General features: G+C 57.1%; 18 protein-coding genes and 1 pseudogene. 6 read left to right on the top strand and 13 right to left on the bottom strand.

What is annotated here, in order from left to right; genetic code table 11:
- Positions 1-250: 250 nt before the first annotated feature.
- From HMPREF3140_RS00995 to HMPREF3140_RS00975, 6 genes are read right to left on the bottom strand one after another with little or no spacing between them, the layout of a single operon-like run.
- The gene (locus HMPREF3140_RS00995; protein WP_070552801.1) at positions 251-703 is read right to left on the bottom strand and encodes a phage tail protein; all 453 of its coding nucleotides are present in this window, start codon (positions 701-703) and stop codon (positions 251-253) included.
- Positions 704-718: 15 nt separating this feature from the next.
- On the bottom strand, positions 719-3,694 hold the full coding sequence (locus HMPREF3140_RS00990; protein ID WP_070552800.1) for a phage tail tape measure protein: 2,976 nt from the start codon (positions 3,692-3,694) through the stop codon (positions 719-721).
- A complete protein-coding gene (locus HMPREF3140_RS26765; RefSeq protein ID WP_077270439.1) occupies positions 3,681-3,833 on the bottom strand; it encodes a GpE family phage tail protein in 153 nt (50 codons plus the stop codon). Before HMPREF3140_RS26765 ends, HMPREF3140_RS00990 begins: the two co-directional genes overlap by 14 nt.
- 5 nt (positions 3,834-3,838) lie before the next feature.
- The gene (locus tag HMPREF3140_RS00985) at positions 3,839-4,156 is read right to left on the bottom strand and encodes a hypothetical protein (RefSeq protein ID WP_047724049.1); all 318 of its coding nucleotides are present in this window, start codon (positions 4,154-4,156) and stop codon (positions 3,839-3,841) included.
- 45 nt (positions 4,157-4,201) lie between these two features.
- Positions 4,202-4,717: a phage major tail tube protein gene (locus HMPREF3140_RS00980; protein ID WP_070552799.1), complete on the bottom strand. Its 516-nt coding sequence runs from the start codon at positions 4,715-4,717 to the stop codon at positions 4,202-4,204.
- Complete coding sequence (locus tag HMPREF3140_RS00975) at positions 4,717-5,889, bottom strand: phage tail sheath subtilisin-like domain-containing protein (protein ID WP_004216463.1); 1,173 nt, start codon at positions 5,887-5,889, stop codon at positions 4,717-4,719. Before HMPREF3140_RS00975 ends, HMPREF3140_RS00980 begins: the two co-directional genes overlap by 1 nt.
- 154 nt (positions 5,890-6,043) lie before the next feature.
- Between HMPREF3140_RS00975 and HMPREF3140_RS00970 the strand changes: the two genes are divergently transcribed.
- The 3 genes from HMPREF3140_RS00970 to HMPREF3140_RS00965 all read left to right on the top strand — a co-directional run bounded on the left by HMPREF3140_RS00970 (position 6,044) and on the right by HMPREF3140_RS00965 (position 7,983).
- Complete coding sequence (locus tag HMPREF3140_RS00970; protein ID WP_070552798.1) at positions 6,044-7,183, top strand: phage late control D family protein; 1,140 nt, start codon at positions 6,044-6,046, stop codon at positions 7,181-7,183.
- A gap of 44 nt (positions 7,184-7,227) precedes the next feature.
- Positions 7,228-7,479, top strand: coding sequence for an ogr/Delta-like zinc finger family protein (locus HMPREF3140_RS26760; protein WP_004213128.1), 252 nt, complete (start codon positions 7,228-7,230; stop codon positions 7,477-7,479).
- A gap of 264 nt (positions 7,480-7,743) precedes the next feature.
- A complete protein-coding gene (locus HMPREF3140_RS00965) occupies positions 7,744-7,983 on the top strand; it encodes a putative hemolysin (RefSeq protein WP_004176548.1) in 240 nt (79 codons plus the stop codon).
- On the opposite strand, the gene HMPREF3140_RS00960 is transcribed toward HMPREF3140_RS00965, so the two are convergent.
- Both HMPREF3140_RS00960 and HMPREF3140_RS00955 read right to left on the bottom strand, forming a co-directional pair.
- Positions 7,973-8,311 carry a DUF488 domain-containing protein gene (locus HMPREF3140_RS00960; RefSeq protein ID WP_074185967.1) on the bottom strand — a complete coding sequence of 113 codons (339 nt, stop codon included), beginning with the start codon at positions 8,309-8,311 and terminating at the stop codon, positions 7,973-7,975. The genes HMPREF3140_RS00965 and HMPREF3140_RS00960 overlap by 11 nt on opposite strands.
- Before the next feature lie 4 nt (positions 8,312-8,315).
- Positions 8,316-8,825 carry a 2-thiouracil desulfurase family protein gene (locus tag HMPREF3140_RS00955; protein WP_004176547.1) on the bottom strand — a complete coding sequence of 170 codons (510 nt, stop codon included), beginning with the start codon at positions 8,823-8,825 and terminating at the stop codon, positions 8,316-8,318.
- A 145-nt stretch (positions 8,826-8,970) separates the two neighbouring features.
- Between HMPREF3140_RS00955 and HMPREF3140_RS00950 the strand changes: the two genes are divergently transcribed.
- Positions 8,971-9,663, top strand: coding sequence for a CTP synthase C-terminal region-related (seleno)protein (locus tag HMPREF3140_RS00950; RefSeq protein WP_004224192.1), 693 nt, complete (start codon positions 8,971-8,973; stop codon positions 9,661-9,663).
- A gap of 31 nt (positions 9,664-9,694) precedes the next feature.
- Here the strand turns inward: HMPREF3140_RS00950 and HMPREF3140_RS00945 are convergent, their stop codons facing one another.
- Positions 9,695-10,870 (bottom strand): CynX/NimT family MFS transporter, encoded by a 1,176-nt coding sequence (locus tag HMPREF3140_RS00945; RefSeq protein WP_020324105.1) that lies wholly within the window; start codon positions 10,868-10,870, stop codon positions 9,695-9,697.
- A 107-nt stretch (positions 10,871-10,977) separates the two neighbouring features.
- Between HMPREF3140_RS00945 and HMPREF3140_RS00940 the strand changes: the two genes are divergently transcribed.
- Positions 10,978-11,772, top strand: a complete 795-nt coding sequence (locus tag HMPREF3140_RS00940; RefSeq protein ID WP_004140469.1) for an AraC family transcriptional regulator — start codon at positions 10,978-10,980, stop codon at positions 11,770-11,772.
- Here HMPREF3140_RS00940 and HMPREF3140_RS00935 read toward each other — a convergent pair.
- The 3 genes and pseudogenes from HMPREF3140_RS00935 to HMPREF3140_RS29160 all read right to left on the bottom strand — a co-directional run bounded on the left by HMPREF3140_RS00935 (position 11,756) and on the right by HMPREF3140_RS29160 (position 13,072).
- Complete coding sequence (locus HMPREF3140_RS00935; RefSeq protein WP_002901080.1) at positions 11,756-12,202, bottom strand: DUF441 domain-containing protein; 447 nt, start codon at positions 12,200-12,202, stop codon at positions 11,756-11,758. The genes HMPREF3140_RS00940 and HMPREF3140_RS00935 overlap by 17 nt on opposite strands.
- Before the next feature lie 117 nt (positions 12,203-12,319).
- Complete coding sequence (locus HMPREF3140_RS00930) at positions 12,320-12,820, bottom strand: YbaK/prolyl-tRNA synthetase associated domain-containing protein (RefSeq protein WP_002901088.1); 501 nt, start codon at positions 12,818-12,820, stop codon at positions 12,320-12,322.
- 95 nt (positions 12,821-12,915) lie between these two features.
- Positions 12,916-13,072, bottom strand: a pseudogene (locus HMPREF3140_RS29160) (hypothetical protein).
- Here HMPREF3140_RS29160 and HMPREF3140_RS00925 point away from each other — a divergent pair.
- The gene (locus HMPREF3140_RS00925; protein WP_072198768.1) at positions 13,067-14,203 is read left to right on the top strand and encodes a glycosyltransferase family 9 protein; all 1,137 of its coding nucleotides are present in this window, start codon (positions 13,067-13,069) and stop codon (positions 14,201-14,203) included. The pseudogene HMPREF3140_RS29160 and the gene HMPREF3140_RS00925 sit on opposite strands and share 6 nt — an antisense overlap.
- A gap of 170 nt (positions 14,204-14,373) precedes the next feature.
- On the opposite strand, the gene HMPREF3140_RS00920 is transcribed toward HMPREF3140_RS00925, so the two are convergent.
- On the bottom strand, positions 14,374-14,616 hold the full coding sequence (locus tag HMPREF3140_RS00920; protein WP_002901096.1) for a DinI family protein: 243 nt from the start codon (positions 14,614-14,616) through the stop codon (positions 14,374-14,376).
- Positions 14,617-14,894 lie beyond the last annotated feature (278 nt).

Below are 14,894 nucleotides of genomic sequence, written 5' to 3'. Positions count from 1 at the left end.
GCTATCAGAAATTATGTAAAATATCAAATAATTTAAAAAAAACCAATGCCCTACCAAGCTTATCCTTTGACTTACTTGATTTCTGAACTTTCGAATGATCAATAGGTTATGATTCTAGGCAGCTCATCCGGTTTGTTATCGCTGTTGTAAGGACACACACTAATTTAATCCTGATTTGATGCCGATTACAGAACTATGACTTAATAAATGACCTTATATCAGCTTCTAATACTGATTAGATAAGCTAAATTCATTGTTCAATGGGAAAATTAGTTAGCTTTGACATAAAATCACTTATGCGAGCGCGTTTCAGCCGCTCCCTGATATCTTCATCAACCCGCTGCAACGAGAGTGTGAATTCTATTTTTTTTGCTTTGCCGTAGCGATCGAACTCTTGATGCGTCTCCTGTAAATCCGTGATGACATACATCCCGTAAATGGACCCGACGCCATCGATCAGCGGCCAGGCCAACCCTGTGTAGGCCATCGTTGAAACTGCACCCAAAGACAGGTTACCGCCGGTAATTTCAGGGTACAGCAGCCCACCCAGCGTCAACTGGTTCTCGCCGGCGCCAACGTACTGCCATTTTGCGCTCCGGCCCACACGGTCATTCTTTACGTGCCGCCAGTTACGAGATAACTGTAATTGCTGATAGGGCAGTGTCCTGAGTTCAAATACAAAAAGTCCGAATACCATCATCATAGTTATTACTCCTTATTAATCGTTATCCCGGAACGAACCCCGGGCAGCACGTTGCCTTTTATCAATTTCTGCGCGGACAGCCTCGCCAACAAGTCGCGCCAGTTCGCGCGGATTGCTGCTCTGAATGTCATGCAGATGAACATGAATATCACCGGAAAAACTATAACCTGAAGCCGCAGCCGCCGTGTGGGTGCTTTGATTTCGGCGTACCGGTTGCCATGTCTGCGTCTGTTTTATCAATGGTTCGCCAGCGGCAATAACCGGGCGAGCGCTGACAGACTGGCGGACAAGCTTCGACTCCTGCCATTTACCACGTACTGCAAGGGCTGGAGGGAGATTTTTAAATACAATGTCACCCGGCCCGATACGTTTGCGCTTTTCCTCATCTAAAAGGCCTTTGGTGTTATCCGCGATTTGGCCTAGCCGCCGCTCTGTTCCTGAGTTGCCCCCGAGCACATTGGGCGGCGGGGCACTGCCTTTGCTTGCAGGCTTTTCAGATGACCATTGCCACTCTCTTTTAACCATGCGCCCTGATTTTTCATCCCATTCCCACATAACCGGAATAGCCCTGAGTCTGGCCGCTTCCAGCCTGGCTCTTTCAATGCCATCGGGGATGAGATCGAGCTTCTCCAGTAACCAGCCGACGCCTTCCATTAACTTCTGAAGGGGCCAAAGCAGAACGCTAAGTGCGGTCCCCAGGACCTCGCCAAAGGTTTGCCCGGCGCTGGCGCACTTGTTTAGCGCCTCGCGACTCTCCTCAACGGGTGTTAATACTTTTTTAAACCAATTCCAGACGTTTTTGACGCCATCCCCAATGAGTCCGAAAACGGGCGCCAGCCGGGAAAATGCGTTATGAACTGGCGCTAACCCCTGGATGACGCCTGTAAAAAAACCGCTAAAGAAGGCTTTAATTGGTCCCCAGTATTTCCAGATCAGTACCCCAGCCGCTACAAACGCAGCACCCACTAAACCGATTGAGCTCAAGAGCAATGATAATCCGCCGCCCAGTGTCGTAATTCCACCTTTCACAATACCGAGCAGAGCAGGGATCCCGGTTAGCCGCAGCGCCAGCCCGCCAACGCCTTTTGACAGAGCGCTTATCGCCGTCCCCGGAGAGGAAAAGGCGCCAAGTAACGCGCCGCGCAGGGTTACCATCAACCTGGTTAATACGCTGGCGCGTCCAGCCAGACCGCCGAGTAAGGCACGCCATCCGCTGATTTTTGCCAGTGAACTGCCGCCCACAGCACTCAATATGCGGAACGCTGATACCGTACCTCCGATGCCGCTCCCGCCGGACAGCAGTGCAAACCCCAGCCTGAGCTTTGCAAGCGGCCCTAAAAGTAGACCAGCAGCTAATGACATACCGCCAATTACTGCGGTTAATGCCAGTGCAGTACCACCGGCGAGTAACAACGTTCGTGAAAGTCTGGGGTTTTCTTCTACCCAGCTTTGAACAGTGCCAATAACCCGGCTAAGCCCCTGTGTCAGTCTGCGCAATGGGCCGTCTACTGTCTCCGCCACAGAAATGCGGAACGCCTCCCACGCGCTGTCCAGCTCCTTCAAATCGCCGCCAAGGTTGTCTTTCTTCTTGTTAGCGACGGCGAACGCCTCCTGATTTTTATGTGCTTCTGCAATTTGTTCATAGAGTGACTGGAGGTAGCCATCACCTGCGCCGTTGACCAAAGACTGGAGGCTCGTAAAACCCTCTTCTCCGGCGATATCTTTGAAAAATGAAATCTGATCCACCTCGCCAAAGCGGGAAACGCGTTTTTGTAGATCGAGAAGAATATCGAACGGACGTCGCATCTTTCCGCTCGCGTCGGCAGTTTCCACTCCCAGCTCTTTGAGTGCCTTTTTGGCTGCCGTAGTGGGGGAGGCCAGGCGGGAGAGTGAGCGACGCATTGCCGTACCGGCCTCGCTACCGCGAATACCCACGCGCGCCAGCGTGCCGGTCATGGCTGCGGCTTCTTCCAGGCTAATCCCAAGTCCCGCTGCTACCGGCCCGACAACTTTCATTGTCTCGCCGAGGCTGCTAAGCGTGGTATTGGTACGGGTAAATGTACCTGTCAGCACATCGCTGACGCGGTCCATTTCTCCGGCATCGAGGGCGAACTGAGAAAGAATGTTTGAGCCGATGTCTGCCGTTTCGCCCAGTTCCATGCTGCCTGCCAGCGCCATATTGAGCACGCCTGGCAGTGCGGCACGGATAGCATCTGGCGTGAAGCCCGCCATTGCCAGAAAGGCCTGGCCGCTGGCGGCGTCACGTGTGGTGAAGGCGGTTTCAGCACCGAGTTTTTTTGCCTGAGTGCGCAAGGCGGCCAGCTGCGAATCGCTTTTATCGAGCCGTGTCAGCGCCTGGACGTTTGACATTTCCTCATCAAAACCAACAGCAGGCGACAGGAAGCGTCCTGCGCCATACCCGGTAGCGGTTGCTGTACCTAATGCTATGGCACCGCCAGAACGCAACTTCCCGGCCAGCTGCTGCGCACCCTCGTAACGTTTACGAGCTTGAGTGACCGCAGCAAGTTGCCGTTTTTCCCGTTCAAGGGATTGGTTGTATTGTTCTGTGCGGCGTATTGCGTTGCCTATGGTGGCGCTACTACCGGAAAGCATGACGCCATGCTGGCGCAGGGCTGATGCACTCTCACGGAGGCGGGCCACTTCCGTCACACGTTTTGCGGTCAACAGATCAAGCCGCTCACCCAGTCGTGACATCAGTATTTGCTGTTTTTCCGTCAGCGTCCCGTTTTTACGTTGCGCTTCTGACAAGCCATCAAAGCGGGCGCGGGCACGTGAGATGGAACGATCGGTTTTGCCGACGGCTGCGGTCATTCGCTGAAAAGTGGCACTGCTCTTATCGAGCCCTTTCAGGGTGGATTGTGTTTTTCTGAGGGAGTCGGAAAGGCCGCCCGCACTCTGGCGGGCAGCATTAACGGGGCGGGTAAATCTGTCGATCGCGCTGAAAGCAACGCGTATATCAAGACTCTTCATCACTGGCACCACTTCGAAGCGCCGCCCGCTTGCGCCAGGCTATCACCTCGCCAAGATCCATGCCGAAAACTTCAGAGGGCGGCCAGTTAAAAATAACGGCAATATCAGCAACCAGATCGTCGATCTGGTCAAACGCGATGGTGATTACTCGCTCTCCGTCTCCGCCACGTTCGACGCTCCAGGCTCCGGCGGATTCAAGAAAGGGACCAGAAGCTCTGCCAGCCCGATAAAGTCCAGGGTGTGCATTTCGTTGATTTCTTTTTGTGTCAGCACAGGCGCGGTGACTCGCGTCAACAGCGTGGCAATTGAGTCTGCATCCATATTGGCAACGCGGATAAGATTCAGGCCGCGCAATGATCCGGCCTGACTGATGGCGCCAGTGATTTCCACCTGACCGATCTCACTGTCTTTACGAACTACCGGCTGCATCAGCGTGAACAGGTTTTTAGTTTTTTTAGCCATGTTTAAAATCTCCGGGCGGCATCTTTGCCACCCTCTTAAAGGTTATCAATTGCCCATGCCAAGGGCGGAGGTGATGCGGTCCGGGAACATGTTTTGACCGTTCTTTTTGTAGATGAAATTCAGCAGATCGATTTCGATAATGGGCTGATCATCTATGGAGAATTTGTAGTAGGTGGATTTAAAGGTGTAGCTTTCCTCGGTGTCTTCTCCCTGTTTTGAATCTCCACCGTCGAGTTCAGTAAATCGCCCGCGCAGCTCCACCTCGACAAGCTGGCTTTCGCCATCAGTGAAATATTCACCCGCAAAGCGCAGCCGCGTGCCGTCAATTTCTGCTCCGTATTCGAGAAACAGAGCCTTAATGACGCCGCCAAAAACAATGGTGGAATCCAGCGCGCCAGCCTCAAGGCCGAGATCAGCACCGACCGCACCCAGCATGCCACCGCCCTGATAGTCCTCTACCTTTCGTGAGAGTTTGGGGCGAGTGAAAGAGGTCACTTTTCCCAGATAGTTGTCGCCGTTAACAAAGCAGCTAAAAAGCCGCAGTTTGTGAGGAATAGCCATTATTCACCCCCGAGCGACGCGAACGCCGGTTCGTAAAAATCATCAGTAAAGGTCTGGTATAGCGTCAGATCTTCAAGCGGTGGGACCGGGCTGTAGCTATAGCGCACAATCAGTTTTCCCTGGCGCAAATCCGTGGTGCCGTTGTCCAGCGTGTCATACCAGCAGTCAGCGCCGATAAGCTGGCCGGCAGTGACTTTTTTGCTGAGAGCAGAGCGGATGCCGCTTACCACATCTTTCACGTTGGCCGGAGTGAGCGGGCTGTCAACAGAGGTAAATTGCGCCTCCGCAATACTGTCCGCCAGGATCTGCGCGGTACGGGTAAACACCTCAAAAGTGTAGGTTTCGGTGTCCGTGGTGCGGTTACCCCAGAAGCGGAAACCGTCACGCTTGATAAGCGTCGTGATTTCGTTGTTGTTCAGCTCGTTAGCGTCGCTGTCTTCTGCCTGCAATGCCCAGAACACATCTTTCGAAATACCCAGAACGTTATTCACCACAACATTCGACAGCGATTTGTGCCAGCCCTGGCTGTTATCAATAGCGGCGCGCAGGCCGCAGGCGTAAGCCGGGGCAGGAAACGTTTCGTTATCATCCGTCAGGGGGTTGTAAGCGATAAAGTCCGGCCAGATCAGCATCAGCTCGCGGTATGCGAAGGTTTTGCGATAAGCGATAGCCTCCGCCATGGTCGCGCAGCCGTTGCAACCGGCATAAACAAAAGCCCGCAGGTTCTGGGCAATCACGCAAAGCTGTGACGTCACTTCCGCAGTGTCATAGTCCGGCACCGCCAGGATGCGCGGGCGATAGCCGGTTTTGGCCTCCGCCGTCAGCAGGGCATACATTCCCGTATAGCTGTCGCCATCTGTTCCGCCAGTAATGGCTTGGGACTGGCTGTCGCCGTTACCGGAAGCCTCTTTCACCCGGACAATCACAACACGCGGACTGCACTGATCGGAAATGGCTTTGAGGGCTTTGTAAAGCGACCCGGTTTTACCTGCTTTGCCGAGGACGTTACGCACCCGTGTCAGCAGAACCGGCGTATTGAGCGGGAAAGTTTCCGGATCGGCGTCATCAGCAACCGCAACAATACCGATCACGCTGGAATCAATGTCATTGATTGCCTGCTGTAGGTCGGTATTTTCGCGAGAGCGGACGCCGTGAAAACGAGTTTCAGACATAAGTTCACCATCATGTTGCTCTTTGAGTTCAGGGCCATATTCAACGTTAAGTCTGCTGGCGTCGCCTGGTTGCCGGTCTGCCCGTTCGCTGACAACAAAAAGGGATTCAGCCCCGCGCGCGGGCATGTAATCATCAGCATAAAACGGGGGAGTTATGTCGATAGCAGACACGCTGACAACAGCAGCCGAAGCGTATGTAGAAAAATTAAGTGAGGTCGTAAAGACACCGGATTTTAGTATCACGCTGGGTGGGGTTGCCCTGACCGAACTGGCCGACCGCATCACCTCGCTATCTGTTACAGATAACAACGGTTTTGATGCTGACCAGCTAACCCTGTCAGTAGATGACTCTGACGGGGTAACAGATTTACCCCCACGTGGTGCGGAGCTGGCGGTGTCCATCGGCTGGACGGGTGAGGCGTTGATTTACAAAGGTCTCTACACCGTTGACGAGGTGGGGCATAGCGGGCCGCCGGATGTTATCGACATCACCGCGCACAGCGCTGATTTTCGCGAAGAGATGAACGTCAGGCGGGAGGTGTCCTGGCATGATTTGACAGTAGAGCGGGTGGGATCGGCCATTGCCCGGCGCTATGACCTGAAGCCGATGATTAGCGAGGCCCTGATCGACATTGAGATCGACCATGCGGATCAGACCGAAGAGAGCGACATGTCGTTTTTAACGCGCATGGCGGAGATGTTGGGGGCCATTGCCACCGTGAAAAATGGCTGTCTGCTGTTTATCCTGCCTGGGGGCGGCGTCAGTGCATCTGGTAGGGCGCTGCCATCGGCTGAGATAACCCGTGCCAGCGGAGATCGTCACAGGTTCCGCATTGCCGATCGCGATGCTTACACCGGCGTGCGGGCGTACTGGCTGGATCTTAATTTCGGCAAGAAAAAACCGGTCAAGGTCACTAAGCGCAAAACAAATACTGCCAGAAAAAAGGCTGAGGAGAAAAGCAGCCGGCCGGAGGGCGATTACATGGAGGGCGCTGAAGGTAACGTGTATGTTTTGCGTAAAACCTATCAGAACGAAACGGCGGCCAGGCGCGCAGCTGCGGCAAAATGGATACAGCTCCAGAAAGGCGCGGCACAGTTTTCGATAACCCTGGCGCGCGGCCGCGCCGATTTATATCCGGGTATGCATCTGACCGTGTCGGGCTTTAAGCCTGAAATCGATACTCAGGATTGGATCATTGCCAGAGCGGAACATGTGATCGGTGATAACGGATTTACCACGAAAATGGAGCTTGAGGCGAAAATAAGCGACTGGATTGCAGAAACTGAACAGTAGCGGCCATAATAGGCCGTGAGTTCAACTCCCTATGGGAGATCATCATGTTTGTTTGTCCCTACTGCGGCGCAAACGCCCGCACCCGCACCAGCCGCCGGTTAAGCGAGTTCACCATCCGGCAATATCATCAATGCCAGAATCTTGAATGCAGCGAGTCATTCACGACACTTAACACCGTAGAGCGCAGAGTAACGAAGCGCTCAACCAGCGCAGATCCTTTGCCTCCTGGATTTATCCCCGGCGACGCTTTCCCGGCTTCTCATTACGGGAACAGTCAACTTAGTCTTGCGGTATAAAAATAGCCCCCTGTAAAGGGGGCTATTCTTGTCAATGTGGTCGATATGTGGACACTTTTGAAATAAATCCTTTTATTTCAATTTATTAAATCCCAAAAAAAAGCCCCGTCGGGGGCGACGGGGAAAAACTCATTGATTATGGAATGATCTGTTCTCTGGTCAGTTCGAGAACAGGGCTACTCTACGGGGGAAAAGTGCAGGCAAGATGGAGAAAACGTGGAGATTCAGGCTAAAATCCCCGGGCATTCAGGAAAGGGAGGAACAATGAAAAAGCTACTGGCTATTCTGCCACTGGTATTAGCCGGCTGTGCCCAGCCGCAGCCCACTGCGCCGACGAAAACCATCGGCATGCCCAACCCCGCGGCGGTATACTGTCAGCAATCCGGCGGCACCCGGGTGCCGGTGCAAACGCCGCAGGGCGTCAGCACCCAGTGCAAACTACCCAGCGGCGAAACCCTCGACGAGTGGGCGCTGTGGCGCCGGGATCATCCGGCTAAATCGTAACCGGCAGGGCCGCCAGCCAGGCGGCCAACACCCGGGCATGATTCTGCTCGGTGTTCTTCGCAGCGTACAGCAGCGTCAGCGGCTGGCGTTGCGCCAGCGCCGCCAGCCGCAGGCCCGTTTCGCGATGGGCGTCGAGCTCCTGACGATAGCGCTGGCTGAAGTGGGCGAAATCGATCGCCTCGCCGTGAAAGTCTTTGCGCAGCTCAGCGGAAGGCGTTAACTCCTTACACCACTCATCACAGGCCAGCGCCTCTTTTTTAATCCCCCGCGGCCAGAGACGGTCGACCAGCACCCGATAGCCGTCGCTGCTTTCCTGCGGATCATACACCCGTTTACACTGAATCATCATCCTGCTCCTTCTGTGCCATCCAGGCGAGCAACTGCGGGATTTGCCCGTCGGAAAATACCGTGATGCCGTGGGCGCGGAGTAGGTCGGCGGCCACGCCGGCGCCCGCTTTGCGCCGTCCGCGAAAGGAACCGTCATAGACAAACTGGCTGCCGCAGGTAGGGCTGCCGTCGGTGAGTAACGCTGCCTGACAGCCCGCTTCCCGGGCGGCGCTGAGCGCCAGCCAGGCGGCCAGCTGATAATGTCCGGTGACGTCGCGGCCGTCGCTTTCCACGATCCGCGCCCGTCCGGCAAGCACATCGCCGCCCGTGCCGCCGAGGATCTCCGCCGGCAGTCGGGGCGTAGGCAGACCGGCCGCCAGCTCCGGGCAGTGGATCACCAGCCGCCCCGCCTGCTGCCAGCGGGACAGCGTCGCCGCCAGCTGTGCCTTCTCGCTACCGTTATACCGCACCTGGAATCCCATCAGGCAGGCGCTGACCAAAAGCTTATTTTTCATTCTCTCTCCCTTACGCGCTTTTTCCAGTATACCTCACCCGTCGGCCACGGCGGTGGGGTGAAAATAAGGATTGTGTTCCACAGGCGGGATCGCTATTCTGACGTGCCTTGTGCTGTCCGTCTCGTCCAGACATAAGGAACCTGCTATGAAAATCCCTTTACGCCTCGCCCTTGTCGGCGATTATCACCCCGATATTGTTGCCCATCAGGCCATTCCCCTGGCGATAGACGATGCCGCCGCCGTGCTGGAGCAGCCGGTGAAATATGACTGGCTCGCCACCCCGTCGATCGCCTCCGGCGAGGCGCTGGCGGAGTACGATGCCATCTGGGTCGTTCCCGGCAGCCCGTATCGTCACCCGGAAGGCGCGTTTACCGCGATCCGCTATGCCCGGGAAAACAGCATTCCTTTCCTCGGCACCTGCGGCGGCTTTCAGCACGCGGTGATTGAATACGCCCGCAACGTGCTCGGCTGGCAGGACGCCGGACATGCGGAAACCGACAGCGAAGGGCGGATGGTGATTGCTCCCCTCAGCTGCTCGCTGGTGGAGACCTCTGCCGTCGTCGAGCTGCGGGCGAATACGCTGATTGCCCGCGCCTATGGCCGGGAGAGCATTGAAGAGGGCTACCACTGCCGGTACGGCGTGAGCAGCGCGTTTGCGGCGGAGCTGGAGCAGGGCGATCTGCGCGTCACCGGCTGGGATGAAGAGGGTGAGATCCGCGCCGTCGAGCTGGTGACGCACCCGTTTTTTGTCGCCACCTTGTTCCAGCATGAGCGTCACGCGCTGGACGGGCGTCCCGCGCCGCTGGTGCAGGCGTTTCTCCGCGCCGCGGCACAATAATTCCACCGGCAGCGGGCGCTGCCGGTCATCTTCAGGGGTGAATTTCCCGGTCACGTCCGGCGAGCGCGCCGCAGACCGCCATCACCAGCGAAATCAGCGCCACCGCCAGCAGCGGAATATGCCAGTCGCCATTGGCATCATGGATCCTGCCCATCAGCGGCGGCCCGCAGGCGGCCAGCAGATAGCCGACGCTCTGCGCCATCCCTGACAGCGCCGCGGCCTGATGCGCCGAGCTGGCGCGCAGGCCGATAAACGTCAGGCCGAGGATCATAGTGGCTCCGGAGCCAAAGCCGAACAGCAGCGTCCAGCCGATCGCCAGCTCAGGCAACAGCCACAGCCCGGCGGCGCTGATGGCGCACATCAGGGCGACCAGCACCGCGATCCCGCGCTGGTCGCGCAGCCGATGCAGGATCAGCGGTATCGCCAGGCCGGGCGCGGCGGTCGCCAGCTGCAGCAGGCCATGCAGCGAGCCGGCCTGCGCTTCGCTATAGCCCATACTCTGCAGAATCGACGGCAGCCAGCCGATAATCACGTAATAGACCAGCGAGTTGATGCCGAGGAACAGCGTCACCTGCCAGGCCAGCGCCGACCGCCAGATCCCCCGGTTATGCATAGCGCCTGAGCCGGTCAATGGCGTCTCCGCCCGGCGCCGGGACTGCGGCAGCCAGCTGAGGAGCGCCAGTAGCGGGAAGACCATCAGCAGCAGCAGCGCCCCGCGCCAGCCGAATCCGGCCATCGCCACGGGGACCACCAGCGCCGAACCAAGCGCCGCCGCGCCGCCCATCGTCAGGGAATAGGCGCCGGTCATCCGCGCGACATGTTGCGAGAAATCCCGTTTAATCAGCCCGGGCAGCAGCACGTTACCCAGCGCAATGCCGCAGCCGATTACCGCCGTGCCGATAAACAGCAGCGCAGCGGAGGGCAGGGAGCGCAGGGCAATGCCGGCGCAGATCAGCAGCATCGCCAGCAGCAGGCTGCGTTCCATGCCGAACCGGCGGGCAACCCCTGCCGCCAGCGGCGAGACAAGGCCAAAGGCCAGCAGCGGCAGGGTAGTGAGCAGCCCGGTCTGCGCGGTGGTCAGGCCATAGTCGCTACGAATCGCGTCCAGCAGCGGCGCCGCGCCGGTAAAGACCACGCGCAGGGTGGTGGCGATGAGCAGGATACCGGCAATCAGCAGCGCGGGGCGGCGGCCGGTAGAGGAGATCACAGAAGACATATCATTCTCAAGGTAACTAACGAGGGGGGTTACGATAGCGGCTTTGTCCCTCGTTTAAATCAAGCTAAAATGACAGATTATCGCTAATATCGGACAATATGATGATTGGACTGGGGCTGGATGGCTATGAACCGGACAGTGGCCACGAATCGGCCATTGCCTTTCGTATCCGGGTGGTGGAGGCGGAGCAGTATATTCCGGCGCATTCCCACCGTAAGGGGCAGCTGATCCTTGCCCTGCACGGCGCCTTGACCTGCGAGGTGGAGAACGCAATGTGGATGGTGCCGCCGCAGTATGCGGTGTGGGTTCCGGGGCAGCTGTCCCACAGTAACCGCGCTACCCCCGGCGCCCAGGTATGCTTCCTGTTCATCGAGCCGGGCGCCGCGCCGATGCCGGATCGCTGCTGTACGTTAAAGATTTCCCCGCTGGTGCGAGAGCTGATCCTTACTCTGGCGGAGCGCGGCGGAGAGTCGCTGGCCGCCCCCGCCACGGCCCGGCTGGTGCAGGTTCTGTTTGATGAGCTGCCCCGCCAGCCGCAGGAGCACCTGCAGCTGCCGGTATCAAACCACCCGAAAATTCGTCAAATGGTGACGATGATGGCCGAGGATCCGGCGCGCTGGCAGACCCTGAGCCAGTGGGCGGCGGTGTTTGCGATGAGCGAGCGGAATCTGGCCCGCCTGGTAGTGCGCGAAACGGGGCTGAGCTTTCGCCGCTGGCGCCATCAGCTGCAGCTGATCCTCGCGCTGCAGCTGCTGATCCGCGGGCAGACGGTGCAGCAGACGGCTCAGGCGCTGGGCTACGATTCCACCACCGCCTTCATCACCATGTTTAAAAAAGGGCTCGGGCAGACACCGGGCCGCTATCACGGTAGCCTGGCTACGACTTCCCAATAAACAATGAGATGATCCCGGCGGCAATCAGCGGCCCGACCGGGACGCCGCGAAACAGGGCGACGCCGAGTACTGTACCGACCAGCAGCCCGGCCACCAGATGCGGCTGGGAGCCCATCAGGGAGACGCCGCGCCCGCCGAGCCACGAAACAAACACCCCGACCGCAATCGCCAGCAGCGATTTCCAGTTCATAAAGGAGTGGATCAGCGTCGAGGGCGGCAGCGTGCCGCTGGCGATAGGCGCCATCACGCCGATGGTCAGAATAATGATCCCGACGGTCAGTCCCTGTTTCTCAACCCAGGGAAAGAAGGCGTTCAGCGGCGTGACGCGCACGATAATCAGCACGAGGATGGAGATCGCCACGGTGGTGTTATGACTGATAAAGCCGAGCGCCGCCAGACCCAGCAGGATCAACAGGGTGGTATCAAACATGTACAGAGGTCCTTGCCAAAATAAGAATGCCAAAAAATATCCCGCTTACTCTACGCATCGTGGCGTGAATAAACAGGATTTTTACGCCATGCGGCGGAAATCTGGGCGGATGCCCGGTTAGCTAAGACGGCGAAAGGTCGCGATCTCTGGTCGGGCGATATGTAAATAGTCTTCGGTGTCGAGAATGATCGACCGGTCCAGGCGCCCGGCGTTAAAAGCGATTTGTGGAAAGCGTTCAAACAGCAGCGGGTCCGCCACCAGCCGCAGCGCCGGATGGAAACTGAAGGGGGGAATGGCGCCGAACACGCAGGCGGTGAGGGCCTCCACCTCCGCCGGGCTGGCCAGCGAGGCTTTGCTGCCGCCGATATGCCGGGCCAGGCTGGCGAGGTCGGCCTGCCGATCGGCGGCGAGGATCGCCAGCACATGCTGGTTGACGCCGTTTCCTTTCACTTTACAGACTAACGCTTTCGCGCCCTGGCCAAGCGCGGTGCCGCGGATTGCCGAGACGGCTTCGCACTGACCGACCGCCTCGTGCGCCATCACCCGGTAGCGGGCCCGGTGCTCGTCGAGCAGCGCGCACAGCCGCTGGTGGATATTACCTTCTACTGCTTCAAGCATAGCGTCCTCCTGACATCATAAAGCAGCCAGCTTAGCGCTGTTGCGCCGGCCTGCCAACGGTGGGCCGGGAAATTCACTATTCGCTCATTATTACTTCACAGTGCTGTGGTGCAATCCCGCAGGCGCAGATGAGTTTTGTAAATAAAAAAAAGAATGATTTTCATTTTCAATCGAACTTTTTTTATTTCGCTCAGTCTCTATCGGACGACACAGAATATTAATAATTGCCGTAATGAGGTTAGGATGATGCACGATGCAACCATGCAGGGTTCCCCACGCAAGAAATTTAATAAAATAAGGGAGCTCAACAGACGGCGGAATTACTTTACTAAGAAAGTACGTAATGCCCTGCGGGTGGGGGTGGCGAAAGCGCTCTGGGATCGCCGACGCCGTCAGCCGGTAGATTTGTCGTCTGCGAAAACCGTCCTGTTGATGCGCAATGAGGGGGCGGTCGGCGATGTAGTGGTGGATTCCGCGCTGGTGAAATGCCTGCATCAGTCAGGCTATATCGTTGATTTTTTGCTGACGACCTCTAACAGCCAGGTGATGCGTTATAACCCGCGGATCCGCCATATTTATGAAGCTGACCCGGTCACGTCCGCCGATTTTTTGCGTAAATTTAATCATAACGTTCCTCGCGACGTTATTAATGAACTGGCTAATAATAAGTACGATATTATTATTGATCCTTCGCTGTTCGATATTCCCGTGCATCGCCTGCGGCTTTTCCGACAAATAAAAGCCAAATCAGTGCTCGGGTTTAATAAATGGCCATCGATTAAGCACTACTCCCACTCTTTTGATTTTGACTGCCAGCGCTGGCACGTGACGAAAACGTTCGAGCTGATCGCCGATTATCTCCAACTGGACACCCGCGGGCTGGACGCTTACGACCTGGCGGTGCCCGGGCCGATTATGCAGGAGGTGGCGCAGTATCTGGCGTCGCTAAGCGGAAAAGCGGTGGTGATTAATATTTTTGCCGGCCATGCCGACCGCAGTCTCTCGCAGACGCAGCTGGCGGAACTGCTCGACAAACTGCTGGCCCGCCATCCGGGGAGCGCGGCTATTCTGCTCGATCACCGGCGCGAGATCCGCATCCCGCTGCCGCCGGAGGTGGTGATTAACCCATTTAACACGTTACACCATGCGATGGCGCTGATCGCCCAGGCGGAGCTGATTATCTCCCCGGACACCTCGGTGGTGCACATGGCGGCGGCGTGGAACAAACCGCTGATCGCGGTCTATAAGGACGTTCTGCTTAATAACCGGCTGTGGGCCCCGGGCTATGACAACGCCAGGCAGATCATTGTTAAATGCGGGAAGGTCCATCAGCATCGCGGGCTAGTGGATAGAATTATAGCGGCGCTACCGGAGATGCTGTGAGGCGATGAGGGGAGACAGGTAGGGCTCACCTGCTGGCCGTATGCAAGAGCCAGCAGGTGAGCGAAGGTTGCATTGCCAGTCTGCAACCGCCGCTATTGTACTGTTGCCCGCGGCTCTGCCACATCCGGGAAAGCTCTTAAAGAGGTGGTCGCCGCGACTGACGGGCGGGATCACTCTTCAGTGAGCCACATATCCGCCTCTTCAAACATCTCCTGCACCGTGCGGCTGATCAGCTCTTTTTCATGCTTGCTGGCGTCGGTGTTGATCGCCGGCAGCGTCATCATCGGCTTCACCCGCACTTCCGCCTCCGGGAAAATGCGCTGCATGCGTTTGGTCAGCTCGTTAAGAATGGCCTCTCTGGCGCCCGGCAGCCCGGCAAAATTGCGCTTGTCATAAATCAGTTCCACAAACATCTTCTGTCCTCTGTATGCTGATCGCGGGCGATAGTTTTACTGTATTAATGTACAGTGTCAAGCGAATGCCGCGGCGCTGCGCATCTACCACCTCGCGCGGCGGGCGGGCTGCGCGCAAAAGCAGCAAACGGTTCGCTGGCGCTGAAGAAGACCCCTATTGACATCAAGGAGTTATTTCAGTGCTGGCGATTGATAGCTGGAGCCGATATTGACCGGTAAAATTGGCAAAACTACTGTATATATATTCAGTGTGCGCCGGGAGACCGGTAGAGATCAAG

The organism is Klebsiella sp. HMSC16A12 (genome assembly GCF_001808265.1).
GTDB lineage: Bacteria > Pseudomonadota > Gammaproteobacteria > Enterobacterales > Enterobacteriaceae > Klebsiella > Klebsiella pneumoniae.
This window is presented reverse-complemented; position numbering and strand designations above follow the sequence as displayed.

What these genes read in the sequence shown, in the direction of transcription:
- HMPREF3140_RS00995 (WP_070552801.1), bottom strand. Translation starts at nt 703, where the DNA reads ATGATGATGGTATTCGGACTTTTTGTATTTGAACTCAGGACACTGCCC.
- HMPREF3140_RS00990 (WP_070552800.1), bottom strand. Translation starts at nt 3,694, where the DNA reads ATGAAGAGTCTTGATATACGCGTTGCTTTCAGCGCGATCGACAGATTT.
- HMPREF3140_RS00985 (WP_047724049.1), bottom strand. Translation starts at nt 4,156, where the DNA reads ATGGCTAAAAAAACTAAAAACCTGTTCACGCTGATGCAGCCGGTAGTT.
- HMPREF3140_RS00980 (WP_070552799.1), bottom strand. Translation starts at nt 4,717, where the DNA reads ATGGCTATTCCTCACAAACTGCGGCTTTTTAGCTGCTTTGTTAACGGC.
- HMPREF3140_RS00975 (WP_004216463.1), bottom strand. Translation starts at nt 5,889, where the DNA reads ATGTCTGAAACTCGTTTTCACGGCGTCCGCTCTCGCGAAAATACCGAC.
- HMPREF3140_RS00970 (WP_070552798.1), top strand. Translation starts at nt 6,044, where the DNA reads ATGTCGATAGCAGACACGCTGACAACAGCAGCCGAAGCGTATGTAGAA.
- HMPREF3140_RS26760 (WP_004213128.1), top strand. Translation starts at nt 7,228, where the DNA reads ATGTTTGTTTGTCCCTACTGCGGCGCAAACGCCCGCACCCGCACCAGC.
- HMPREF3140_RS00965 (WP_004176548.1), top strand. Translation starts at nt 7,744, where the DNA reads ATGAAAAAGCTACTGGCTATTCTGCCACTGGTATTAGCCGGCTGTGCC.
- HMPREF3140_RS00955 (WP_004176547.1), bottom strand. Translation starts at nt 8,825, where the DNA reads ATGAAAAATAAGCTTTTGGTCAGCGCCTGCCTGATGGGATTCCAGGTG.
- HMPREF3140_RS00950 (WP_004224192.1), top strand. Translation starts at nt 8,971, where the DNA reads ATGAAAATCCCTTTACGCCTCGCCCTTGTCGGCGATTATCACCCCGAT.
- HMPREF3140_RS00940 (WP_004140469.1), top strand. Translation starts at nt 10,978, where the DNA reads ATGATGATTGGACTGGGGCTGGATGGCTATGAACCGGACAGTGGCCAC.
- HMPREF3140_RS00935 (WP_002901080.1), bottom strand. Translation starts at nt 12,202, where the DNA reads ATGTTTGATACCACCCTGTTGATCCTGCTGGGTCTGGCGGCGCTCGGC.
- HMPREF3140_RS00930 (WP_002901088.1), bottom strand. Translation starts at nt 12,820, where the DNA reads ATGCTTGAAGCAGTAGAAGGTAATATCCACCAGCGGCTGTGCGCGCTG.
- HMPREF3140_RS00925 (WP_072198768.1), top strand. Translation starts at nt 13,067, where the DNA reads ATGCACGATGCAACCATGCAGGGTTCCCCACGCAAGAAATTTAATAAA.
- HMPREF3140_RS00920 (WP_002901096.1), bottom strand. Translation starts at nt 14,616, where the DNA reads ATGTTTGTGGAACTGATTTATGACAAGCGCAATTTTGCCGGGCTGCCG.